This window comes from Vannielia sp. ABF1_015, assembly GCF_056160745.1.
The window spans coordinates 146977-169559 of sequence record NZ_JBSWXT010000004.1 but is presented as its reverse complement, the minus strand read 5'-3'; the positions used below and the strand labels follow the sequence as shown (position 1 = coordinate 169559).

Annotated in this window: 21 protein-coding genes; 14 read left to right on the top strand and 7 right to left on the bottom strand. The window is 64.8% G+C overall.

Annotation, left to right across the window (positions count from 1 at the left end):
- The first annotated feature begins 18 nt into the window (after positions 1-18).
- A complete protein-coding gene (rpe, locus tag ACXAG6_RS19945) occupies positions 19-714 on the top strand; it encodes a ribulose-phosphate 3-epimerase (RefSeq protein ID WP_475339693.1) in 696 nt (231 codons plus the stop codon).
- Entirely contained in the window at positions 714-1370 is a 657-nt protein-coding gene (gene gph, locus ACXAG6_RS19940) for a phosphoglycolate phosphatase (RefSeq protein WP_475339692.1), read from the top strand. Before rpe ends, gph begins: the two co-directional genes overlap by 1 nt.
- Before the next feature lie 26 nt (positions 1371-1396).
- Here the strand turns inward: gph and ACXAG6_RS19935 are convergent, their stop codons facing one another.
- The gene (locus tag ACXAG6_RS19935) at positions 1397-3295 is read right to left on the bottom strand and encodes a TRAP transporter permease (protein WP_475339691.1); all 1899 of its coding nucleotides are present in this window, start codon (positions 3293-3295) and stop codon (positions 1397-1399) included.
- Positions 3296-3379: 84 nt separating this feature from the next.
- The gene (locus ACXAG6_RS19930) at positions 3380-4303 is read right to left on the bottom strand and encodes a TAXI family TRAP transporter solute-binding subunit (RefSeq protein ID WP_475339690.1); all 924 of its coding nucleotides are present in this window, start codon (positions 4301-4303) and stop codon (positions 3380-3382) included.
- 232 nt (positions 4304-4535) lie between these two features.
- On the opposite strand from ACXAG6_RS19930, the gene ACXAG6_RS19925 reads away from it, so the two are divergent.
- On the top strand, positions 4536-5309 hold the full coding sequence (locus ACXAG6_RS19925; protein WP_475339689.1) for an SDR family oxidoreductase: 774 nt from the start codon (positions 4536-4538) through the stop codon (positions 5307-5309).
- 87 nt (positions 5310-5396) lie between these two features.
- Here ACXAG6_RS19925 and ACXAG6_RS19920 read toward each other — a convergent pair whose 3' ends face one another.
- From ACXAG6_RS19920 to ACXAG6_RS19900, 5 genes are read right to left on the bottom strand one after another with little or no spacing between them, the layout of a single operon-like run.
- Complete coding sequence (locus ACXAG6_RS19920; RefSeq protein ID WP_475339687.1) at positions 5397-5924, bottom strand: DUF4123 domain-containing protein; 528 nt, start codon at positions 5922-5924, stop codon at positions 5397-5399.
- 3 nt (positions 5925-5927) lie between these two features.
- A complete protein-coding gene (locus ACXAG6_RS19915) occupies positions 5928-6581 on the bottom strand; it encodes a PAAR domain-containing protein (protein ID WP_475339686.1) in 654 nt (217 codons plus the stop codon).
- Positions 6578-7528, bottom strand: coding sequence for a DUF2931 family protein (locus ACXAG6_RS19910; RefSeq protein ID WP_475339685.1), 951 nt, complete (start codon positions 7526-7528; stop codon positions 6578-6580). Before ACXAG6_RS19910 ends, ACXAG6_RS19915 begins: the two co-directional genes overlap by 4 nt.
- Positions 7525-9057 carry a phospholipase effector Tle1 domain-containing protein gene (locus ACXAG6_RS19905; RefSeq protein WP_475339683.1) on the bottom strand — a complete coding sequence of 511 codons (1533 nt, stop codon included), beginning with the start codon at positions 9055-9057 and terminating at the stop codon, positions 7525-7527. The genes ACXAG6_RS19910 and ACXAG6_RS19905 overlap by 4 nt, the downstream gene beginning before the upstream one ends.
- The gene (locus ACXAG6_RS19900) at positions 9054-9446 is read right to left on the bottom strand and encodes a hypothetical protein (protein WP_475339682.1); all 393 of its coding nucleotides are present in this window, start codon (positions 9444-9446) and stop codon (positions 9054-9056) included. Before ACXAG6_RS19900 ends, ACXAG6_RS19905 begins: the two co-directional genes overlap by 4 nt.
- A gap of 137 nt (positions 9447-9583) precedes the next feature.
- On the opposite strand from ACXAG6_RS19900, the gene ACXAG6_RS19895 reads away from it, so the two are divergent.
- The 11 genes from ACXAG6_RS19895 to ACXAG6_RS19845 all read left to right on the top strand — a co-directional run bounded on the left by ACXAG6_RS19895 (position 9584) and on the right by ACXAG6_RS19845 (position 22582).
- Positions 9584-10642, top strand: a complete 1059-nt coding sequence (locus ACXAG6_RS19895; protein ID WP_475339681.1) for a dipeptidase — start codon at positions 9584-9586, stop codon at positions 10640-10642.
- Positions 10643-10702: 60 nt separating this feature from the next.
- Positions 10703-12301, top strand: coding sequence for an ABC transporter substrate-binding protein (locus ACXAG6_RS19890; protein WP_475339680.1), 1599 nt, complete (start codon positions 10703-10705; stop codon positions 12299-12301).
- Positions 12302-13360, top strand: coding sequence for an ABC transporter permease (locus tag ACXAG6_RS19885; RefSeq protein ID WP_475339679.1), 1059 nt, complete (start codon positions 12302-12304; stop codon positions 13358-13360).
- Positions 13357-14307, top strand: coding sequence for an ABC transporter permease (locus ACXAG6_RS19880; protein WP_140015233.1), 951 nt, complete (start codon positions 13357-13359; stop codon positions 14305-14307). Before ACXAG6_RS19885 ends, ACXAG6_RS19880 begins: the two co-directional genes overlap by 4 nt.
- A complete protein-coding gene (locus ACXAG6_RS19875; RefSeq protein ID WP_475339678.1) occupies positions 14304-15182 on the top strand; it encodes an ABC transporter ATP-binding protein in 879 nt (292 codons plus the stop codon). Before ACXAG6_RS19880 ends, ACXAG6_RS19875 begins: the two co-directional genes overlap by 4 nt.
- Positions 15179-15937 carry an ABC transporter ATP-binding protein gene (locus ACXAG6_RS19870; protein WP_475339676.1) on the top strand — a complete coding sequence of 253 codons (759 nt, stop codon included), beginning with the start codon at positions 15179-15181 and terminating at the stop codon, positions 15935-15937. Before ACXAG6_RS19875 ends, ACXAG6_RS19870 begins: the two co-directional genes overlap by 4 nt.
- A 224-nt stretch (positions 15938-16161) precedes the next feature.
- Positions 16162-16746 carry an ANTAR domain-containing response regulator gene (locus ACXAG6_RS19865; RefSeq protein ID WP_140015230.1) on the top strand — a complete coding sequence of 195 codons (585 nt, stop codon included), beginning with the start codon at positions 16162-16164 and terminating at the stop codon, positions 16744-16746.
- On the top strand, positions 16743-17918 hold the full coding sequence (locus ACXAG6_RS19860) for a CmpA/NrtA family ABC transporter substrate-binding protein (protein WP_475339675.1): 1176 nt from the start codon (positions 16743-16745) through the stop codon (positions 17916-17918). Before ACXAG6_RS19865 ends, ACXAG6_RS19860 begins: the two co-directional genes overlap by 4 nt.
- 268 nt (positions 17919-18186) lie before the next feature.
- Positions 18187-19557: a CmpA/NrtA family ABC transporter substrate-binding protein gene (locus ACXAG6_RS19855; RefSeq protein ID WP_475339674.1), complete on the top strand. Its 1371-nt coding sequence runs from the start codon at positions 18187-18189 to the stop codon at positions 19555-19557.
- A gap of 242 nt (positions 19558-19799) precedes the next feature.
- Positions 19800-20885, top strand: coding sequence for an ABC transporter permease (locus ACXAG6_RS19850; RefSeq protein ID WP_475339673.1), 1086 nt, complete (start codon positions 19800-19802; stop codon positions 20883-20885).
- 5 nt (positions 20886-20890) lie between these two features.
- On the top strand, positions 20891-22582 hold the full coding sequence (locus tag ACXAG6_RS19845; protein WP_475339671.1) for an ABC transporter ATP-binding protein: 1692 nt from the start codon (positions 20891-20893) through the stop codon (positions 22580-22582).
- Position 22583 lies beyond the last annotated feature (1 nt).

The following is a 22583-nucleotide window of genomic DNA, read 5'->3' as shown; positions in this document are numbered from 1 at the left end:
GCTCATGGAGGCTGCCGCATGCCATTCGACCGTTCCATCAAGATCGCCCCCTCGATCCTCTCTGCCGATTTCGCCAATTTCGGGGCCGAGATCCGCGCCATTGAGGGGCAGGGGGCCGATTGGGTCCATGTCGATGTGATGGACGGCCATTTCGTGCCCAACCTCACCTTCGGTCCGCCCGCCGTGAAGGCCTTTCGCCAGCACGTCAAAACCTTCATGGATGTGCACCTGATGATCGCCCCGGTCGATCCCTACATCGAGGCCTATGCCGAGGCCGGGGCCGATATGATCGTGGCGCACTGGGAGGCCGGGCCGCACCCGCACCGCACGCTTCAGGCGATCAAGGCGCAGGGGGTGAAATGCGGCATCAGCCTCAACCCCGGCACGCCCGCCAGCGTCATCTCCGAACTGCTCGACCTTGTGGATATGGTGCTGGTGATGAGCGTGAACCCCGGCTTCGGCGGGCAAAAGTTTATCCCATCCAGCGTGGCCAAGGTGGCGCAGGTGCGCGAGATGATCGGCGACCGCGAAGTGCATATTCAGGTTGATGGCGGGGTGGACCAGTCCACCGTTGGCCCGCTGGTCGCGGCAGGGGCCGATTGCTTCGTGGCCGGATCGGCGGTGTTCAAGGGCGGTTCGGTGGATAAGCCGGAAGTCTATGGCCAGAACATCCGCGCCATCCGCGAGGCGGCCGAAGCGGCGCAAGCCGGCTGATGGCCCGCATCGTCTTTGATCTCGACGGCACGCTGATTGACAGCGCGCCTGACATTCACGCCGGGGCGAACGTGCTGCTGGAGGCCGAGGGCGTGGAGCCGATCACCCTTGCCGACACCCACAGTTTTATCGGGCAGGGGGCGTCGGTGTTTATCGAAAAGGTCCGCCGTGCACGTGGCATCCCCGACAGCGAGCACACCCGCTTGCTGGCGGCCTTCGTGGCAAGCTATGAAACGCTGGTGACCCGCACAAAGGTTTACCCCGGCGTGGTGGCGGCGCTGGAGGCGCTTGCGGCGGAGGGCCACAGCCTTGGCATTTGCACCAACAAGCCGCTCGTGCCCTGCCGCGCGGTGCTCGATCACCTCGACCTCACCCGCTTTTTCGCCGCCATCCTCGGCGGCGACAGCCTGCCCACCCACAAGCCGGACCCGGCCCCGCTGGAGGCCGCTTTTGCCGCGCTGGGCGAGGGCCCCGAGATCTACGTGGGCGACAGCGAGGTGGATGCAGAAACCGCGCGCCGCGCTGGTGTGCCCTTCCTGCTCTTCACCGAGGGCTACCGGAAAGCGGAGGTGGCGGCGCTGCCCCACCGCGCGGCGTTTTCCGACTACGCCGAGCTGCCCGGTCTGGTGTGCCAGCTGGAGGCTGAGGCGGCGTAAGGCCGGGGTGGCCTTACGCCATTGGTTCAGGCCGGGCGCCGCAGCACAAGGATCAGCCCGCCCAGCAGCGCCAGCCCCGCCAGTTCTGCCACAAGGCTCACCGCACCGCCGACCGGCCAGACAAGCGCCACCGTCGAAAGCGCCGCCACGGCGACGAAGCCCGCGCGATGAGCGGCTGTCAGAGGCTTTATCAACCATCCCGTCAGCGCCGTGCCCGCCGCGAAGGTGCCGGCGAAGGCCGCCACAGTCGCGAGCGCGATGTTGCCCGGCGTGCCGATCAGCAGCAGTTCTGGCGCGTAGACAAAGAGGAAAGGCGCGACGACCTTCACGAAGCCCAGCCGGATGCTCTCCATCGCCGTCTCGTTCGGCTCCGCCCCGGCAATCGAGGCCCCCGCATAGGCGGCCAGCGCCACTGGCGGGGTGATGGCCGACAAAAGCCCGTAGTAGAAGATGAACATATGCGCCGCGATCACCGGCAGGCCGAATTGCTCCAGCGCGGGGGCGATGAGGATGGCGAGCAGCAGGTAGGCTGCCGAGGTCGGCATGCCGAGGCCCAGCACGAAGCTGGCAACCATGGTCAGCAGCAGCGTCAGAAACAGCGAGCCTGCTCCGGCCGTGAGGATCAGCGACGAGAGCTTCAGCGCCATGCCGGTGAGGGTGAGCACGCCGATGAGCATGCCCGCAATCGCCACGGCGGCGACGATGGGCAGCACGTTCTTCACAGTTTCCATCATCACCGCCAGCAGCCCCACCGGCCCGATCCGCGTGGCCTTGCCGAAGAGCGAGACAACGAGCGTGGTGGCGATGCAGAGCACGGCGGCGGCCGAGGGGGTGTAGCCCACGGCGAGGAAGACGATGAGGCCCACGAGCGGAATGAGCAGGTGCCCGCGCTTCAGCAGCACCTCGCGTAGCGCCGGGATCTCGGCAGGGTCGGCGCGGCCAAGGTCAAACTTGCCCGCCTCCTCGCGAACGCCCACCAGCAGCGCGAAGACATAGAGCAGCGCCGGGATCAGCGCGGCGGCGGCGATCACGGCATAGGGCGTCTGGGTGACCTCGGCCATCAGGAAGGCCGCCGCGCCCATGACGGGGGGCATGATCTGCCCGGCAGAAGAGGCTGCCGCCTCGATCGCGCCCGCCACCTTGGGCCGGTAGCCGGTGCGCTTCATCAGCGGGATGGTGAAAGTGCCGGTGGTGACAACGCCCGCCACAGCCGAGCCGTTGATGGAGGAGAACATGGTGGAGGAGACAACGGCGGTGAGGGCAGGGCCGCCCTGCACACGCCCCGTCGCGGCATGGGCGAGATCAACGAAGACCTGCCCCAGCCCGGTCTTCAGCAGCAAGGTGCCGAGCAGCGAGAACAGCAGAATATACTGCACCGCCACGCCCATCGGCAGGCCAAAGAGCCCTTCGGTGCGCAGGAACAGGTTGGAGGTGACGCGGGAGAGCGAATAGCCCGCGTGGCCATAGGTGCCCGGGATCATGTCGCCGAAAAACGCATAGGCCAGCGCCACCACGCCAAGGCCAACCATGACCCAGCCGATCAGGTAGCGCGCCAGCACCAGCACGGCGGCGCTGCACAGCGAGAAAAGCACCATGTCGAGCTGGCTGGCGATGCCGCCGGAGCGCACGATGGCAAGGTAGTTGAGCCAGAGGTAGGGGCCGGGGATGAGCACGGCGGCGGCCAGTGCATAGATCACCACCCGCAGCCATCCGGGCCGCTCTGTGGCCACAACAACGAGGCCCGCGGCGACCATCAGCGAAAAGAAGGTGGAGCGCAGCACCAGCGCGGTGATGTCGCCAAACCACGCCGACCAGATGCAGAGGGCGGTGACGAGCGCAGAGAGCAGCGCCAGCGCGGCGGTTGCGGCGAGGCGTTCCCAGCGGGCCAGAGCGCTGCCGGGCAAAATATCGGTGAGTGGGGTCATTATGGGGGTGTTCCTGCCGCCAAGGGGGCCAAAGAAGTGCGGGAGGGGGTGGGCGGGGCCTTTCAGCGGCCCCGCCAGAGAGGCTTATTGCCCGTCGAAATAGGTCTGCGCGCCGGGGTGCAGATCAATCGGCGTGGCGGTGGCCTTTTCCTTGGTGATCTTCTTGGCCGCCGGGTGCACCGCGCCCAGCTCTTCGAGGTTGTCAAAGAGCGTGGCGGTGATGCTTTCGATCAGTGCCGGGTCGGCATCGGCGGCGGCAAAGAGAATTGCCGGGTCGCCCACGGCCACAACGGCCTCGGATTCGCCTTCATAGGTGCCGCCGGGGATTTCGACGACCTCGTAAAAGGGGAATTCCTCGATCAGGCCGGTCACGTCATCAGCCACCACGGGCACCAGCTTCACGTCTTCGGTGGTGAACAGTTCGATGAAGGCCGAGGCCGGGGTGCCTGCGAGGATCATCGAGCCCTCAAGCTGCCCGTTCTTGATTGCCCCGGTCGCCTCGCCGTAGCTCAGAAAGCTGACATTGCCGACGTTGAACGCATCCTGCGAGGTCAGCAGGCGCTCGGAAAAGACCGAAGAGTTGGAGCCGGGAGGGCCGACGGAGATTTTCAGATCGGCGAGGTCTTTCACCCCGGCGGCACCGCTCGCTTCGGTGGCGGCGATCTGGAGCACGGCGGGGTAGAGATAGGCGATGGCGGCCACGTTCTGGGCATCACCATCAAAGGCACCGCTGCCGTTCTTGGCCTCATAGAGCGTGGAGGCCGAGGAGAAGCCCATAGTCATTTCGCCGGCGGAGACGCGGCGGATGTTTTCGATCGAGGCGCCGGTAACCTCGGCATTGGCGCTCACCCCGTCGAGCTTGCGGCTCAGCAGGTCTGCCATGCCCGCGCCCACGGCGTAGAAAACGCCGCCCGTGCCGCCTGTGCCGATGGAAACCCGCTCTTGCGCTGCCGCCCCGAAGGCGGAGGCACTGATGAATGCGGCCGCGAGGCCGATGTGTTTGATCATGATGACCCTCCCGTCATTAGTTTTTGTTCGTCATGTTACATTCGGGGCCAACAGGCGAGTGGTCCCGGGCGACACATGCTAGATGATATGCAGGGGCGTGTATCCAGTTCATTTTCCGTCGGGCCAATTCAAAAAGGGCAGGGGGAGGGGCGCTGTCAGGCCCGCAACGCCGCCCTCTGGCCACCGCGCCCGGCCCGGCATAGGCTCCCGGCACACCATCGCGGAGGCCCCCATGAGCGACGAGACCCACGCCAAGACCCACGCCCTCGTTATCGGCGGCACCCAAGGGCTGGGCCGCGCCATTGCCGAGCGCCTCCGGGCCGAGGGCTGCACCAATCTCGTCATCGCGTCACGCAATGTGGCGCGCGGCGAGGCCGTGGCCGAGGAGATCGGCGCCAGCTTCATGCCCGTCGACCTGCTGGATACCGAGGCCACCGTGGCGCTGGTCGAAAAGGCCGCCGCCCAGATGGGCCGTCTTGATGCGCTGGTGAATTCTGCCGCGCTGACAGACCGGGGCACCGTGCTCGACACCACCCCCGAGCTTTGGGACAGGCTGATGACGGCCAACGCCCGCTCGCCCTATTTCGCCCTCCAGCGCATGGCGCAATTGGCCATCGAAGCGGGGCACCCGGCGTCGATCGTAAACATCCTCTCGATCGTCGTGCACGGCGGGCAGAGCTTCCTTTCGCCCTACGCCGCCTCCAAGGCGCTCATGGTCAATGTCACCAAGAACGCGGCCAACACCCTGCGCCACAATCGCATCCGGGTGAACGGCATCAATTGCGGTTGGATGGACACGCCGGGAGAGGATGAGGTTCAGCGCAAGTATCACGATGGCGGTGACGACTGGCTGGAAAAGGCCGAGGCGAAAATGCCCTTTGGGCAGTTGGTGAAGCCCGAACATGTCGCCCATCTTGCCAGCTATCTGCTGAGCGAGAAGGCAGGGGTGATGACGGGTGCCTGCGTTGACTTCGATCAGGTCATTCCCGGCGTCTATCCTGAATAGGGGCCGGTTGCGGGGGCTGCTTCTCGGCCCCTGCGGCCCTCCCCGCAACCGCGATGAGGGGCCACAGCGCCCCGAAGAGCTGCCCCGTTATGGCGACCCGGGCGCCGAGCCCATGGCCCGCGCGGCCAGCGTGGCCTGTCGCTCCGGCGTCATCGCCTGTGTGCGTAACCGCCCCTTGCCGTCGCGCAGAAAGCGGATCGTCGCGCCGCTCTCCGGGTCGGGTGCCCAAAAGTCTGTGATCCGGGCAAACCATGGCCCGATGTCCTCATCTGCCGCCGCCCGCATCATCGGGACGAAAACCCGCGGATCATAGTATCGAAACAGCACCGGCTGGCCCGTGGGCAGCATCACCTGCTGGCACTTGCGCAGGCTGTGGCGCACCTCGCGCAGCGGGGCGGGGGAGAAACAGGCAATGCCCCAGAAATCACCCCAGCCCTCGGTCTGGAATGCCTGCTTGAACGCCGTGCCGGGGCGGATCGGCACGATCCACGGGGCGGCGGCGGCAAGGGCGGGGGCGATCTTGCCGCCAAAGAGCGAGCGGGCCTCGGGCTCGCTCTGCACCAGCGGCCAGATCTTTGGCGAACGGGCCGCGTCGATGAGCGCATAGCGTGGCATGGATCAGCCACCCGCCCCGCTGCCGGGGTAGCTTTCGCCATAGGCGCTCATCTCGTCGCCCTCCTTTTGGCGTTCCTTCTCGGCCTCCTCCTGCTGGCGGTCCTGCGCCGGGCCTGCGGCGCAGCAGGCCTCGACGAAGGGCACTCCACTTTCAGCCGCCTCGCGCAGCCTGTCGGCCTGGGCCTCCACTTCTGACATTGATGCAGCATCAGAGGCGCTCTCGGGCACCATGCAGGCCACGCCGCTCTCGCCGCTTTCAAGGCTGCCGGTGCCGATCCAGCCCTCGATCTGGTTCATCACCCATTGCGCAAAGCCCGCCAGCCCGCCCATGCCGCCGCCGCCCGCGCCGCTGGTGCCGATCAGCACGGTGGGCGCGCCGGTTGTGATGACACCGCCATGAATGGTGCTATCGCCCATCCGCGCGGCGGGCATGTTGCCGACCAGCACGTTGAAGGCTCCGCTCACCACCATGTCGGGTACGCCCGCGCAGAGGCATGTATCGCTCACCCGCGCCGCCGGTGACATCGAGATCAGCACATTGGCCTGACCGCTCACCACCGGCCCGCCGATATGCGGCACCGGCGGCAAAAACGGCCCCGGAGGCAGCACCAGCGGGCAGGTGTGAAAGTCCATGATCCGCGCAGCAGGCTGGCTCATTGCCGGAACACCTCCACTTTGCATTTCTCCAGCGGCAGGGCGAGCTGGCTGTCGCGCAGGGTAACTGCCGCGTCAGGGAACCAGCCGGAGAGTTCGACCTCCAGCGCGATCCGCCCCAGCGCCGGGTCGCGCCGCTCCGCGAAGCGGGTGAAGGCGGCAAAGCTCTCTTGGGCGTCCAAGGTGATATGGGCCAGCAGCCTGTCTCCCTCTCCATCGATCCAGGCCGCACGCAGGGCAGCGGGCGCGGCGCGGTCGGGCCAGCCGTCTTCCCAGCCTTGCGCTGGGTAAATCTCCTTCTCGCCGTTCAAGCTGTCGATCCAGAGGGTTTGCAAGGTTCCGTCGCAGGTAACACTCGGGGTCCATGCAAAGCGCCGCCGCCACAGCTCCCACTGGCCCAGCGGAACCTCTTCGGCCATCACCTTTGCCCGCAGTGCCTCCTGCGGCACCGCGGCTATCCAGGCCTCGCGCATGTAGTCTGTGCGTCCAAAGGTGGGCTCGATCTTGCGCCAGTCGGCCGCATAGGGCGTGCCCTGAAACCCCATGACCGAGCGGGTAAACCGCCCATCCGTGACCCAAACCATCACGTCCCCGCCCGGCGCCATGCCGACTGCAATATAGTTATAGGTCTCGCAGGTGCCATCGAACGGGTCCGTCACCCCCTCCTCGAACAGCCGGGCGAGGCGGGAGCGTGGCAGCTTGAAGTGCCCGGCGTAAATCTGGTTTTCGGGGATCGACAGCCAAATCAGCCGCACCTCCACCGGCAGCGCAAACGTCTCTTCCTCCTGAATATGCACCGAGCCAATCGAACCCCAGCCATTGGCCAACGGCTTGCGTTCTGGAATGTAGAGCGAGCTGCCATCCTCGAAGAGCATCGACCCACGCAGGATCTCCGCCGGGTAGCCCAGCGGCGCGCATTCGGTTGGCAGCCAGTCATAACGCAGGCTCATTCGCCCCCTCCCGCGCCGTCGGCCGCCTCGTCCTGATCGGTCACCTGTGGTGCGGGCGGGCAGCCATCATCCTCCACACCGCCAGGCCCGATAATCCGACGCCAGCGTTGCGCCTTTCCGTTGCGTATCGCATAATAGGGCCGCAGCGCCTTGCCGATGCCCGGTGCCCCATCATAGATCTTCGAATAATGCGATGACATGTGCAGGTGATTGTAGCGCAGGTCCGCCATCGCCGCGTTGGTCCTGTCGACCCAGTAATCGCGGGTCGACTCCCAGCCGCTGGCCACGACGGTGCAGTAATCCAGCAGGTCGCTGTAAAGGCTCTCCATCTCCGGCCGCAGCTTGTTGTCGCGCGCCTTCATGCCGAAATCCGTGTAAAGAACCCCGTGATCGGTGGCGAACTTGGCCATGATGTGCAGCGGGATGCGGATGTAGTAGCCCTTCACGTTGGCTCGGCCCGCGTGGATGAACTTGTCGCGGTAGAACTGCATGTCGCCCGGCTTGAACCAGCCGCTCTCGCTGAACCACCGCCCCTCATCCAGCCGGCCCCGCTTCATGCCCGAGGTCCAGAACCGCCCGTCGAACACCCGCACCGAGGCTTCGGGGCTGTCTACCGGATAGCCGCCACCGAGATCGGAATGCGCGCCGGGCAGGAACGCCTGAAAGCCGTTGCCGCTGACCTCGCGTCGAAACGGGTTGAGCGAAAAGTTGAGCCGATATTCTTCGGCGGCGGCCAGATGCACCACATATTCCGGCTCTTCCTCCACCGTCCCGAGGTGCAGCTCGGCCCAGTCGTCCTTGTGGGTATCGAGGCCAAGCGCCGCCACCGTGTCGTAGAGCCCGGCAAACTTGAACTTCACCGTGCCCCGGCCAAGCATGACGGTCACAAGCAGGTTCTCGACCTTCTGGCCCCGGTCGCCACGCATCGCCTGGTGCACGTAGAGCCGCGCCGTCGCCGCGCCGCGGCTGAAGCCGAATGTATCGAGGTCGATCTTGCTGAGCACCGCGCCGCGCTGCGCCTTGCTGTCTACCTCGTTCTTTACATAGAGCGTCATCCGCCGACGGCCGTTGCGCTCGCGCTGCTCCACCCCGGTAAAGCCGGTGCCCGCAACGGAGCCCATCACGTCGTCGATCTCGCCCGAGACGGTGCCCATGCCCTGCACGTAGAAATTGGCCGATATGTCGTAATCCGGGCGGCAATCCACCGCCGCCCGCTCCAGCCGTTCGACATTGGTGAAGTCGGTCTCCCAGGAGGGCGACAGCGTATCGTGGCCCGGGTTGTCGGCGCGCCATTGCGCGTTGTCGCGGTTGTTGCCGGTGCCGTCGAAGTAGATCGCCGTGCGGGCGGTGAGCTTGAAGCCGGGGATGCGCTCTTTCATCGGGCAGTCCTGCACCGGCAGACTCTGGCCGTTGCCCGCGTTCGGGTCGTCGGCGCTCATCTGCTCCTCGGGTGGGCTGATGCTGGACTCACCCCCGGTAAAGTCAACCCCGTCGTAATAGCCCCCGACCGTGTCGCCGCTGCCCGTCACCGCGCGGCCCTCATGGCTGGCAGATCATCCTGCAGGCTCACCACCTGTGGCTGCTCGCCCGTAAGCACCGCGCGGGTCAGCCGCATCACCCGCTCCTCCTCCGAAAACCCCGCGCGGCGGAGCAGATGCGCCTGCCAGCGGGGGAGGGGGATGGCAAAGCCGGTGCGCAGTTGCAGCACCATCAGCTTTTGCACGTTGATCTCGCGAAAAACCCGGTGGCGCACCGCAAACTGGCTGATCCGGTCGATATAGCCTCGCAGCGCCGCGTCATCCTCCCGCCCGGCCGTATCGGGAAAGCTCTGCCGCAGGAACGGCAGGGTCTTCTGCACGAACCGTTCATAGGAGGCGGCCGACAGGCCTGAAAGCTGTGAGTCGGACAATCGAAACATGAGTGCGCCTTAAATCAATGGCTTGAGCTTAGGCGGCGCCCGCGTGGCGGGGCAAGTGACTTTCCCCGTCATTCAGGCACCTCTTGCGCAAGATGCTTGACGGTGTCAGGCTTTCGGCAGCAGCAAGAGAGACCCCCATGACAGATTGGCCCGCCCCCCGCATCTTTGACGGACATAACGACACGCTCCTGCGGATTCTGCGCGGGCAGGTCACACCCGAGAACGTGGCCAAGGGCCTGCCAGATGGCCATATTGACCTGCCGCGTGCCAAGGCGGGCGGCTTTGGCGGCGGTTTCTTTGCCATCTTCGTGCCCAGCCCTGCCGACAAGGATGTGCGCTACGAGATCATGGAGCATCCGCCCTACGACTTGCCGCTGCCGGAGCCGATTCCGCAGCCCGAGGCCTGGGACTTCGTAATGCGCGGTTTTGAGGCGCTGACCGGGCTGGAGCAGGCCGGTGCGATCGCCGTGTGCAGCACCGCGGGCGAGATCGAGGCGGCGCTGGGCGGCGAAACCATGGCCGCCGTGCCCCATATCGAGGGCGCGGAGGCGGTAAGCGAGAGCTGCGCCGAGTTGGAAGAGTTGCATGCGATGGGCCTGCGTTCGCTCGGCCCGGTCTGGTCGCGGCCCACGGTCTTTGGCGAGGGCGTGCCGTTTCGTTACCCCTCTACAGGCGACATTGGCGGCGGGCTGACCGAGGCCGGCAAGCGGCTTGTCGCCGAGTGCAATCGGCTGAAAATTATGCTCGATCTCAGTCACTTGAACGAGAAAGGCGTGGATGACATCGCGGCGCTTTCGGATGCGCCACTGGTGGCCACACACTCCAATGCCCATGCCATCACGCCCCATTCGCGCAACCTCACCGACCGGCAGTTGAGCCAGATCGCAGAGAGCGGCGGCATGGTCGGCATCAACTACGCATCCGCCTTCCTGCGCCCCGACGGAAAGATGCTTTCGGAGTTTTCGCTTGACGAGATGATGCGTCACCTTGACCATCTGATAAAATTTCTCGGTGAAGATGGCGTCGGCTTCGGAAGTGATTTCGATGGCGCGCTGGTTCCCGAAGAGATCAAGGATTGTGCAGGTATGGTCAATCTTCGGGCCGCGCTGCGCAAACATGGGGTGGATGACGCGATGATGCGCAAGCTGGCCCATGGTAACTGGTTGCGTGTGTTGCGCGCGACGTGGGGAGAGTGACCCCACCGATAAATGAGGCGGCAGGCAAAAGACCGCATCAACAACAGGGAGTTCCAACTGATGACATATCGCAAATTGCTGCGAACCACGGCCATTGTGGCCGCTCTGATGGGCGGCGTGGCTGCCCCCGCGCTGGCCGAGACCCCGCCCAACATGCTGGTGATCGCCAACCGCATCGACGACATCAAAACCTTCGACCCGCAGGAGAGCTTCGAGTTCGCCGGGGCCGACGTGTCGCGCAACGTCTACCAGAAGCTCGTCAACTTCGACCCGCTCGATCTTGATGCAGGCTATCAGCCCGACATCGCCGAAAGCTGGGAAGTGGCCGAAGACGGCAAATCCATCACCTTCACCATCGCTGAGGGCAACACCTTTGCCTCCGGCAACCCGGTGACGGCGGAAGACGTGATCTTCTCGCTCCAGCGCGCGGTGAAGCTCGACAAGACCCCGAGCTTCATCCTCACCCAGTTCGGCTTCACGGCGGACAACGTGGAAGAGATGATCACCGCCGATGGCAACAAGGTGACCATCAAGCTCGACAAGGAATACGCGGTTTCCTTCGTGCTCAACTGCCTGACCGCCACCATCGGCGGCATCGTCGACAAAGAGACCGTCATGGCCAATGAGGTCGATGGCGACATGGGCAACGAGTGGCTGCGCACCAACACCGCAGGCTCCGGCCCCTACAAGGTGGTGGACTGGAAGCCCTCCGAGAGCGTGCTGATGGACCTCAACCCCAACTACGGCGGCGAGAAGCCGGCGATGGAGCGGGTGATCGTCCAGCACATTCAGGAGAGCGCCACCCAGCGCCTTCAGCTTGAGCGTGGCGACATCGACGTGGCCCGCAACCTCAGCCCCGAAGACATCGCCGGGCTGGAAGGCGTTGAGGGCGTGAAGGTCGTCGACGAGCTGCGCGGCCGCCTGATGTATTTCTCGGCCAACCAGAAAAACGAGATGCTCTCGGACCCGAAGGTGCTGGAAGCGCTCAAGCTGGCGACCGATTATGAGGGCATGTCCGGCAGCTTCCTCAAGGGTCAGTACACCGTGCATCAGGCCTTCCTGCCGCTGACCTTCCTCGGCGCGCTGGAAGACAAGCCCTTCTCCTACGACATGGACGCCGCCAAGGCCGCGCTGGCCGAGTCGGGCTTCCCCGATTGCGGGCCGATCAAGATCTCGGTGCGTGAAGCGCAGGAGCGTCTCGACATCGCGCAATCGCTCCAGAACACCTGGGGCCAGCTCGGCTGCGACATCGAGCTTGTCGTCGGCACCGGCGCCCAAACGCTGGACCGCTATCGCGCCCGTGAGCACGATATCTACCTCGGCGCATGGGGCCCGGATTATCCCGACCCCAACACCAACGCCGGCACCTTCGCCTACAACCCCGACAACTCCGACGAGGCAGGGGCCACCGGCCTTCTGGCTTGGCGGAACGCATGGGATGCAGGCGACATGAGCGACGCCACGCTGGCTGCCGTTCAGGAGAACGATACCGACAAGCGCCGCGAGATGTATCTGGAGATCCAGAAGGAGCACCAGCAGGTGTCGCCCTTCGGCGTGATGTTCCAGCAGATCGAGCAGAACGGCATGGGTGCCTCGGTTGAAAACTTCGTTGCCGGTGGCGCGACCACGGCTGTCTCTTACTGGGTTATCACGAAGTAAGTGGCTGACATTTCACACAATTCGGAGGACCGGCGCGGGCCGGTCCTCCCTCCTTGGCTCAAGAAGCTGGCCGCCACGATCCTGACCGTGGCCGTCACCTTGTTGGGTCTGCTTTTCGTGACCTTCATGATCGGGCGCGTCATGCCGATCGACCCGGTGCTTGCCGTCATCGGCGAGCGGGCGACGCAGGCGCAGTATGATGCGGTCTATCTGGAGCTGGGGCTGGACAAGCCGCTGATCCAGCAGTTCTTCATCTATGTCAGTGACGTGTTGCAGGGCGATTTCGGCAAATCCATCCGCACCGGGCAGGAGGTGACAACCGACATTTCCCGCGTCTTCCCCGCCACGCTGGAGCTGGCGACGCTGGGCACCATCTTCGGCATCGTGCTGGGCGTGCCGCTGGGGGTGATGGCGGCCGTTTATCGTGGCTCGTGGATCGACCAGCTGGCCCGCTTTGTCGGCCTCATCGGTTACTCCATGCCGATCTTCTGGCTCGGCCTCGTGGGGCTGCTGATCTTCTACGGCATCCTCGATTGGGTCGAGGGGCCGGGCCGCCTTGGCGTGTTCTATCAGGGCCTCGTGCCCGAGCGCACCGGCCTGCTTCTGGTGGATAGCGCCATCGCGGGCGACTGGACGGTGTTCAAGGACGCCTTCGGCCACATCATCCTGCCCGCTTCGCTGCTGGGCTATTATTCACTGGCCTATATCAGCCGGATGACCCGCTCCTTCATGCTGGAGCAGCTGAATTCGGAATATGTTACCACGGCGCGGGTGAAGGGCCTGTCGGAGCGCAAGGTGATCTGGCGCCATGCCTTCCGCAACATCCGCATCCAGCTCATCACCGTGATCGCGCTGGCCTATGCCAACCTGCTGGAGGGCTCGGTGCTGACAGAGATCATCTTCGCATGGCCCGGCCTTGGCAGCTACATCACCACCTCGCTTCTGGCCAACGACATGAACTCGGTGCTCGGCGGCACCGTGGTGATCGGCACCATCTTCGTGGGGCTCAACATCTTCTCCGACCTGCTCTACCGCTTCTTCGATCCGAGGGCCAAATGAGCGATCTGCCAACACCTCAACCCGGTGAGCAGCCAACCGACCGCCCGAGCTGGCGCGACTGGCTGATGACAGACGCCCCCGCCTCGCGCCGTCAGGCCCGGGCGGCGGCATGGTATGCAGGCTGGCTGGCGCTGCGGGGCAACACGCTGGCGATGTTCGGCCTGCTGGTGCTGATCTTCTTGATCCTCTGCGCCGCCTTTGCTCCGCTGCTGGCCACGCAAGACCCCTTTGCGCAGGATCTCGGCGCGCGGCTCCTGCCGCCGGGCAGCGAGGGCTATATCTTTGGCACCGACTCGCTGGGCCGGGACATTTACTCCCGCCTGCTCTACGGCGCGCGGATCTCGCTCTACATCGTCGCGCTGGTGGCGCTGGTCGCCCCGCTGCTTGGCCTCATCATCGGCACCATCGCGGGCTACGCGGGCGGCTGGCTCGACGTGGTGCTGATGCGCTTCACCGATATCTTCCTCGCCTTCCCCCGGCTGATCCTCGCGCTGGCCTTCGTCGCGGCACTCGGCGCGGGCATCGAAAATGCGGTGCTGGCGATCTCGCTCACCGCATGGCCGCCCTATGCCCGGATCGCGCGGGCCGAAACGCTGACAATTCGCAACTCCGACTATATCCACGCCATCCGCCTGCAAGGCGCAGGCGCAATCCGCATCATCACCCGCCACGTCTGGCCGCTCTGCATCAGCTCTCTGGTGATCCGCGTTACCCTCGACATGGCCGGCATCATCCTGACCGCCGCCGGCCTCGGCTTTCTCGGCCTCGGCGCACAGCCGCCCTCGCCGGAATGGGGGGCGATGGTTTCTGAAGGGCGCAAGTACATCCTCGATCACTGGTGGGTCGCCACCATTCCGGGCCTCGCGATCTTTGCCATTTCGCTCGCCTTCAACCTGCTCGGCGACGGGCTGCGCGACGTTCTGGACCCCAAGGAGAGCAAATCGTGAGCGACGATACCCTGCTCGACGTCGAGAACCTCTGGGTCAAGTTCCCCACCCGCAACGGCATCTTCGACGCGGTGCGTGGCATCTCCTTTTCGCTCGGGCGCGAGCGGCTCGGGATCGTGGGCGAAAGCGGCTCGGGCAAGTCGATGACCGGGCGCGCTGTGCTCAAGCTCATCCGCAAGCCCGGCTTTGTCGAGGCCGACCGGATGGAAATGGGTGGCACCAACCTGCTGACCGCCAGCGAAAAGGACATGCGCGCCATTCGGGGCCGCCACGCCGCGATGATCATGCAAGACCCGAAGTTCTCGCTGAACCCGGTGATGACGGTGCAACAGCAGATGGTCGAGGCGCTGACCACACACGAGCGGGTGAGCAAGCGGCAGGCCCGCGCCCGCGCGCTGGAGATGCTCGACGCGGTGGCCATCCGCGAGCCCGAGCGGGTGCTCAAGCTTTATCCGCATGAGGTGTCGGGCGGCATGGGCCAGCGGATCATGATCGCCATGATGCTGATCCCCGATCCCAAGATCCTCATCGCCGACGAGCCGACCTCGGCACTCGACGTTTCGGTGCAGCTTCAGGTGCTGGAGATCATGGACAAGCTGGTGAAAGACCGGGGCATGGGTCTCATCTTCATCAGCCATGACCTGAACCTCGTGGCCAATTTCTGCGACAGGGTGGCGGTGATGTATGCAGGCCGGATCGTGGAAGTCTGCGAAGCGGGCAAGCTGCACGAGGCGCAGCACCCCTACACCCGGGGCCTGCTCAACGCCGTGCCGAACCTTGAACACCCGCGCGAGCGGCTGGAGGTTCTGGCCCGCGACCCGGCCTGGCGCGAGGCGCCCTCGGTGAGTGCGCGGGCAGGGCAGGGGGCGGCATGAGCGCGGCGCTGGACATCCGCAACCTGCACGTCTGGTTTGGCGAAGGCGCGGCCCGAAACATGGCGGTGAAGGGCGTGAACCTCACCGTCGAGGAGGGCGAGAGCTTTGGGCTTGTGGGCGAGAGCGGCTCGGGCAAATCCACCGTGCTGCGGGCGATTGCCGGGCTGGTTGAAAGCTGGGATGGCGCGATTGACGTGGCGGGCCAAAGACTGAAGCCCCGTGGCCGCTCCAAGCAGTTTTACAAGACCGTGCAGATGGTGTTTCAGGATCCCTACGCCTCGCTCCACCCGCGCCACACGGTCGACAGGGTGCTGGGCGAGACGCTGGCCCTGCACGGCTTCTCCGACATCGACGCCCGCATCACCCGCCTGCTGGAAAGCGTGGGCCTCGGCACCGGCTTTCGCTTCCGCTACCCCCACCAGCTTTCGGGTGGCCAGCGCCAGCGGGTCGCCATCGCCCGCGCCCTCGCGCCCGAGCCGCGCATCCTGCTGCTGGATGAGCCGACCTCTGCGCTCGATGTTTCGGTGCAGGCCGAAATCCTCAACCTGCTCTCTGACCTGCGCAGCGAGATGGGCCTGACCTACCTGATGGTCAGCCACGACCTCGGTGTCGTCGGCCATATGTGCGGCCAGATCGCGGTGATGCAGCAGGGCGAGATCGTCGAAACGCTGGGCGTGGCCGAAATGCGCAAGCTTGAGGCCAACCACCCCTACACCCAACACCTGCTCGAAAGCTCGCTGGGCGCGATACGCTAAGGATCGGGCCGCGCGCCGGCGGCACCTGCGGAATTGAGTATTTTCAGCAAGAAAATGCGGCAGGATGCGTTCTGTTTCTGCGGGTGCGCAAATATCAGGCAGCGCGCCCGAGGATTGCGCAGTGCCGAAGTGCGAGGGCTCAAGGCACAAATCAGGCCCCGCCGCCGCTTGCTGGCTGCTGCGGCGCGGAATAGGCATGGGCGGCCAAACCGGATTGCCTATAGATGTCGGACAAGCTCTCTATCATCGTCGTCGAAGCCGACCGTGAGCGCGCCCTGCTCATCGTTGACAGCCTGCGCGAAGCGGGCGACTTCGATGTGGCGGTGATCTCCGAGGTCACCGGCCTCTCGCGCCGGATCTCCGAGAAAAACCCCGATGTGGTGCTGGTCGATGTTACCTCGCCCTCGCGCGACATGCTGGAAGAGCTCACGCTGGCCTCCGGCCCGATGGACCGGCCCGTGGCGCTTTTCGTGGACCGTGATGACAACGGGCTGACCCGCGCGGCGATCGAGGCCGGGGTTTCGGCCTATGTGGTGGACGGGCTGCGCCCCGACCGGATCAAGCCGATCATGGATGCTGCCATCGCCCGGTTTCACATGTTCTCGCAGATGCGCGCGGAGCTGATGGCCACCCGGCAGGCCTTGGAAGAGCGTAAGATCATCGACCGGGCCAAGGGCCTGTTGATGAAGGCCAAGGGGCTGGATGAGGATGCCGCCTATGCGCTGCTCCGCAAGGCGGCGATGGATCAGGGCGTCAAGCTGGCCGATGTGGCGCAAAGCCTTGTTACGGCGGCGGGGCTGCTCGCATGAGCGCGCCACTGTCGGTCGGGTTTATTCCGCTGGTGGATGCCGCGCCGCTGGTGATCGCTCATGAGATCGGATTTGCCGAAGAAGAGGGGCTGGCGCTGGACCTGAGGCCCGCCGCCTCATGGGCAACGCTGCGCGATATGGTTTCGCTCGGGCAGGTGGAGGCCGCGCATATGCTGGCACCGGTGCCGGTGGCTATGGCACTCGGGCTGGGCGGCTCTGGCATTCGGCTGGATGTATTGCAGGTGCTTTCGGTCAACGGCAATGCCATCGGGGTTTCCACCGCGCTGGCCGAGCAAATGCGCGCGGCGGGGCATCCTTTTGACTTTTTTGATGCCACCGCCGCCGGGCAGGCCCTGATGGCGGCCAAGCCCGAGGGGCTGCGCATTGGCGTGCCCTTCCCGTTCTCAGGCCATGCGGAGCTGCTCTATCACTGGTTGGGCGCGCTGGGCTTTGCCGCACCGCAGGCGCTTTCGGTGCACACCGTGCCGCCGCCGCTGATGGCCGATGCGTTGGCCGCAGGCGAGGTGGATGCTTTCTGCGTTGGCGCGCCTTGGGGCACGCTGGCGGTGGAGAGCGGGGTAGGGGAGTTGCTGCTGCCCGGCACGGCCATCCGCCGCTTTAGCCCTGAGAAGGTGTTGGCCGTGCGCCATGACTGGGCCGAGGCCGAGCCAGAGCTGACCGGGCGGCTGATGCGGGCGATCTGGCGGGCGAACCGCTGGCTGGGGCAGGCGCAAAACCACACCACGGCCTCCGAGATCCTCGCGCGCAAACCCTACCTCGACACCCACGCCGAGCTTATCGAGCGCGCGCTTTCGGGGCGGCTCATCGTGACCCAGAAGGGCGATATGCGGCGCGTGCCACGCTATCTGGAGTTTTTCGAGGGCGCGGCCACCTTCCCGTGGCGCTCCACGGGCGCGCTCATTGCCGACAGGCTCGCGGCCCGCACCGGGCTTGGCAGGCCTGCCGCCCGCGCCGAGGGCCGCCGCGTGTTCCGCTCTGACCTGTATCGTCAGCATCTCGCCCAGACCACCGCCGACATGCCCGGTGCGTCCGAGCGGATCGAGGGCGCCCTGCATGAAGACACGCCCGCAGCCTCCCCCTCTGGCCGGTTGGTGTTGCCGTCCGATTCGTTCTTCGACGGCTTCATTTTTGATCCTTCCGCCGAAGGCTGATGCCTTTTTGTGCAGACCTCGCCTGAGGGGCGAGTCCCCGCGAGTGCCGCACCGCAGAAATTGGGAATTTCTTGACCCTGAGCGCAGGCTTGGTCACATAGGCGGCAGATGAGGCAAGGGCGTCTCATCCGAAGAATTCACCCTCGAAGATGCGGGTAACCCGAGCACAGCCGCTCGACCCATTGCGCCTCAATGCGCGATGTCGGTCAGCGGCTTTTTTGTTGTTTCCCGGGGGCTTCGAACAGCCCTCAACCCAAAGGACGACCACATGAGAACCCTCTTCGGAATCGTTGCCACCACGGCGACCCTTCTGACTGCCCCTGCCTTCGCCCAGTCGCTGGAGCTGGAAAAGGACGAGCTCACCTTCGGTTTCATCAAGCTCACCGACATGGCCCCGCTGGCCGTGGCCTATGAGCAGGGCTACTTCCTCGACGAAGGCCTCTTCGTCACGCTGGAAGCCCAGGCCAACTGGAAGGTGCTGCTGGATGGCGTCATCGGCGGCCAGCTTGACGGCGCCCACATGCTCGCCGGTCAGCCGCTTGCCGCCACCATCGGCTTTGGCACCGAGGCCCACATCATCACCCCCTTCTCGATGGACCTGAACGGCAACGGCATCACCGTCTCCAACGAGATCTGGGAGCAGATGAAGCCGAACATCCCCACCATGGAGGATGGCCGTCCGCAGCACCCGATCAGCGCCGAGGCGCTGGCCCCTGTGGTGGAAAAGTACAAATCCGAGGGCAAGCCCTTCAACATGGGCATGGTCTTCCCGGTGTCGACCCACAATTACGAGCTGCGCTACTGGCTCGCCGCCGGCGGGCTGCACCCGGGCTACTACTCGCCCGAAAACATCTCGGGCCAGATCAGCGCCGATGTGCTTCTTTCGGTGACCCCGCCGCCGCAGATGCCCGCTACCCTCGAGGCTGGCACCATCTATGGCTACTGTGTGGGCGAGCCGTGGAACCAGGCCGCCGTGTTCAAGGGCATCGGCGTGCCGGTGATCACCGACTACGAACTGTGGAAGAATAACCCCGAGAAGGTCTTCGGGATCACCGCCGCCTTCGCGGAAGAGAACCCCAACACCACCAAGGCCGTGGTGAAGGCGTTGATCCGCGCGGCGATCTGGCTGGATGAGAACGACAACGCCAACCGGATGGAAGCTGTCGAGATGCTCTCTCGGCCTGAATACGTGGGCGCGGACGCCGAGGTGATCGCCAATTCGATGACTGGCACGTTTGAGTATGAAAAGGGCGATGTGCGCGAGGTGCCCGATTTCAACGTGTTCTTCCGCTACAACGCGACCTACCCGTTCTACTCCGATGCGATCTGGTATCTCACCCAGATGCGCCGCTGGGGCCAGATCCCTGAGGCCAAGTCGGACGCGTGGTATGCCGAGACGGCCGCCTCGGTCTATCGCCCGGATATTTACCTCGAAGCCGCGCGGCTGCTGGTGGACGAAGGGCTGGCGAACGAGGCCGACTTTCCGTGGGACAGCGACGGCTACAAGGCCCCGACCCCCGCCGCCGACATCATCGACGGCATCCCCTACGACGGCAAAGCCCCCAACGCCTACCTCGACAGCCTGCCGATTGGCCTGAAGGCCGAGCAGAAGATCGTCGGCAACGAGGTGCAGGGGTAAACGGTGGGTTGCCACCCACCCTACGGCCAGCCTGTAGGGTGGGTGAAACCCACCACCCGCATCGCAGCACGTCCCCGCCCGCTCGGGTTCGTGCGCTCCGTAAAGAGGTTCCCCCCATGTCGGATGACATGTGCATGGGTTGTGCATCGGTTGTGCATGGGAAGTGCCTCTGAATTTTTCATCGTTAACCCGGCCACAACGGCGTGGCTTCAGCAAAAACGCACACATCTGAGAGATCTCGAATGACCGCAATCGACCCTCAATCGCTGGACGCCGATGCCGCCAAGGAGGCCCGGCGCGCCCGCCTCTTCACCCGGATCAACAAGGCCGACAAATGGTTTTCGGTGCTTGGTCTGGCCTGGCTCACCCCGATGCTGAAGGCCGCCGCCGGTGACAACCCGAAAGCGCAAGCCTCTGAAATCTGGCGACTTCTCGGCGTGCCGCTGCTCGCCATCGCCATCTTCCTCACCGCATGGGGCGTGCTTGCGCCCAAGGTGCAAACCTCGCTCGGCGCGGTGCCGGGCCCGGCGCAGGTTTGGCATGAGGCTGTGCTGTTGCATGAGGATGCGCAGGCCAAGGCGGCCAAGCAGGCGAAATTCGAGGCGATGGTCGAAAAGCGCAACGAGAAGCTGATCGCTGAGGGCAAGGAAGATCAGGTTAAATCAATCGCTTACACCGGCTCGCCCAGCTACTACCAGCAGATCTGGACCTCGATCAAAACGGTGTTCTTCGGCTTTCTGATCGCCACCGTCGTCGCCGTTCCGCTCGGCATCGCCGCTGGCCTCTCCGCCACCGCCAACGCGGCGCTCAACCCGTTGATTCAAATCTTCAAACCGGTCTCCCCGCTGGCCTGGCTGCCGATCGTCACCATGATCGTCTCCGCCGTCTACGCCACCAACGACGGGCTGTTTTCCAAGTCCTTCCTCGTTTCGGCCATCACCGTCACCCTCTGCTCGCTCTGGCCGACGCTGATCAACACGTCGCTTGGGGTGGCCAGCATCGACAAGGACTTGGTGAACGTCTCCAAGGTGTTGAAAATGAACACCTATACCAAGATCACCAAACTGGTGCTCCCCTCCGCTCTGCCGCTCATCTTCACCGGGCTGCGGCTCTCGCTGGGCGTGGGCTGGATGGTGCTGATCGCCGCCGAAATGCTGGCGCAGAACCCGGGGCTCGGCAAATTCGTCTGGGACGAGTTCCAGAACGGCTCTTCCAGCTCCCTCGCCAAGATCATGGTGGCCGTCTTCACCATCGGCATCATCGGCTTCCTGCTGGATCGGGTGATGTATGCCCTCCAGTCCCTCTTCACCTTCTCCAACAACCGGTGATCCCCATGGCCATCCTGAAATTGCAAGACGTTTCAAAGAGCTACGGCGAGGGGATCCATGAAACCCCGGTGCTGCAAAACATCAACCTGGAGGTACAGGAGGGCGAATTCCTCGTGCTGCTCGGCTTCTCCGGCTCGGGCAAGACCACCCTCATTAACCTGCTCGCCGGGCTCGACAGCCCAACCAAGGGCAGCGTCACCTACAAGGGCAAGGAGATCACCGAGCCCTCGCCCGAGCGCGGGGTGATCTTTCAAAGCTACTCGCTGATGCCCTGGCTCACGGTGGCGGGCAATGTGGGCCTCGCGGTGGATACGGTCTTCCCCGGTCTGAGCAAGGCCGAGAAGGCCGAGAAGGTGGCGCATTACGTGAAAATGGTGGGCCTCCCCCATGCCGCCACCCGCCGCCCGGCGGAGCTTTCAGGGGGCATGCGCCAGCGGGTCAACGTGGCCCGGGCGCTGGCGATGAACCCTGAAGTTCTGCTGCTGGATGAACCGCTTAGCGCACTTGACGCGCTGACGCGGGCCAACCTTGCGGATGAGATCGAGGCGATCTGGCAGGAGGAAAAGCAAACCTGCGTGCTCATCACCAACGATGTGGACGAGGCGATCATCCTTGCCGATCGGATTATCGCGCTTAACCCCGACGGCACGCTTGGCGAGGAGTTCAAGGTGAGCATTCCGCGCCCCCGCGAGAGGGGCGAGATGAACCATGACGACACCTTCAAGAAGCTGCGCGCGCAGGTGACCAACTACCTGATGGACGTAGGCATCGAGGCCAAGGCCGAGGGCATGCGCAACCTGCCGCAAGTCACCCCGATTCATGGGGTTCCTGCGGCGCAGGTCAAGGCGCAGGAAGGGATGATCGACGAGCGCTTCCTCGATTTCTCCCAGCTCCACAAGGTTTATCCCACGCCGAAGGGGCCGTTAACGGTTGTTGAAGATTTCAACCTCAAGATGGATCGTGGCGAGTTCATCTCGCTGATCGGCCATTCGGGCTGCGGCAAATCCACCGTGCTCACCATGGCGGCCGGGCTGAACGAGATCAGCAAGGGCGCGATCAAGCTCGACGGGCGGCACGTGATGGGGGCCGATCCGGAGCGCGCTGTTGTGTTTCAGTCGCCCAACCTGTTCCCGTGGCTCACCGCGCGGGAAAATTGCGCCATCGGGGTCGACAAGGTTTACCCCAACGCCTCCCAAGCCGAGCGGCAGGAGGTGGTGGAATACTACCTTGAGCGCGTCGGCCTCGCTGACGCGATGGACCGTGGCGCGGCAGACATGTCCAACGGCATGAAGCAGCGCGTCGGCATCGCCCGCGCCTTCGCTCTCTCTCCCAAACTTCTCCTGCTCGATGAACCCTTCGGCATGCTCGACAGCCTCACCCGCTGGGAGTTGCAGGAGGTGCTGATGGAGGTCTGGGACCGCACCAAGGTAACGGCGATCTGCGTCACCCATGACGTGGATGAGGCGATCTTGCTGGCCGACCGCGTGGTGATGATGACCAACGGGCCGCAGGCGACCATCGGCAAGATCGTCGATGTAGATCTGCCCCGCCCGCGCAGCCGTAAGGCCCTGCTGGAACACCCCGACTACTACCTCTACCGCGAGCAAGTGCTTAATTTTCTTGAGGAATACGAGCACGGCGCGAAGGGCAAGACCGAACAGAAAAGTGAGAAATCCGGCGCGAATAAGGCGGCGTGAG

Coding starts and splice junctions, on each gene's coding strand:
- rpe (WP_475339693.1), top strand. CDS start 19: ATGCCATTCGACCGTTCCATCAAGATCGCCCCCTCGATCCTCTCTGCC.
- gph (WP_475339692.1), top strand. CDS start 714: ATGGCCCGCATCGTCTTTGATCTCGACGGCACGCTGATTGACAGCGCG.
- ACXAG6_RS19935 (WP_475339691.1), bottom strand. CDS start 3,295: ATGACCCCACTCACCGATATTTTGCCCGGCAGCGCTCTGGCCCGCTGG.
- ACXAG6_RS19930 (WP_475339690.1), bottom strand. CDS start 4,303: ATGATCAAACACATCGGCCTCGCGGCCGCATTCATCAGTGCCTCCGCC.
- ACXAG6_RS19925 (WP_475339689.1), top strand. CDS start 4,536: ATGAGCGACGAGACCCACGCCAAGACCCACGCCCTCGTTATCGGCGGC.
- ACXAG6_RS19920 (WP_475339687.1), bottom strand. CDS start 5,924: ATGCCACGCTATGCGCTCATCGACGCGGCCCGTTCGCCAAAGATCTGG.
- ACXAG6_RS19915 (WP_475339686.1), bottom strand. CDS start 6,581: ATGAGCCAGCCTGCTGCGCGGATCATGGACTTTCACACCTGCCCGCTG.
- ACXAG6_RS19910 (WP_475339685.1), bottom strand. CDS start 7,528: ATGAGCCTGCGTTATGACTGGCTGCCAACCGAATGCGCGCCGCTGGGC.
- ACXAG6_RS19900 (WP_475339682.1), bottom strand. CDS start 9,446: ATGTTTCGATTGTCCGACTCACAGCTTTCAGGCCTGTCGGCCGCCTCC.
- ACXAG6_RS19895 (WP_475339681.1), top strand. CDS start 9,584: ATGACAGATTGGCCCGCCCCCCGCATCTTTGACGGACATAACGACACG.
- ACXAG6_RS19890 (WP_475339680.1), top strand. CDS start 10,703: ATGACATATCGCAAATTGCTGCGAACCACGGCCATTGTGGCCGCTCTG.
- ACXAG6_RS19880 (WP_140015233.1), top strand. CDS start 13,357: ATGAGCGATCTGCCAACACCTCAACCCGGTGAGCAGCCAACCGACCGC.
- ACXAG6_RS19870 (WP_475339676.1), top strand. CDS start 15,179: ATGAGCGCGGCGCTGGACATCCGCAACCTGCACGTCTGGTTTGGCGAA.
- ACXAG6_RS19865 (WP_140015230.1), top strand. CDS start 16,162: ATGTCGGACAAGCTCTCTATCATCGTCGTCGAAGCCGACCGTGAGCGC.
- ACXAG6_RS19860 (WP_475339675.1), top strand. CDS start 16,743: ATGAGCGCGCCACTGTCGGTCGGGTTTATTCCGCTGGTGGATGCCGCG.
- ACXAG6_RS19855 (WP_475339674.1), top strand. CDS start 18,187: ATGAGAACCCTCTTCGGAATCGTTGCCACCACGGCGACCCTTCTGACT.
- ACXAG6_RS19850 (WP_475339673.1), top strand. CDS start 19,800: ATGACCGCAATCGACCCTCAATCGCTGGACGCCGATGCCGCCAAGGAG.
- ACXAG6_RS19845 (WP_475339671.1), top strand. CDS start 20,891: ATGGCCATCCTGAAATTGCAAGACGTTTCAAAGAGCTACGGCGAGGGG.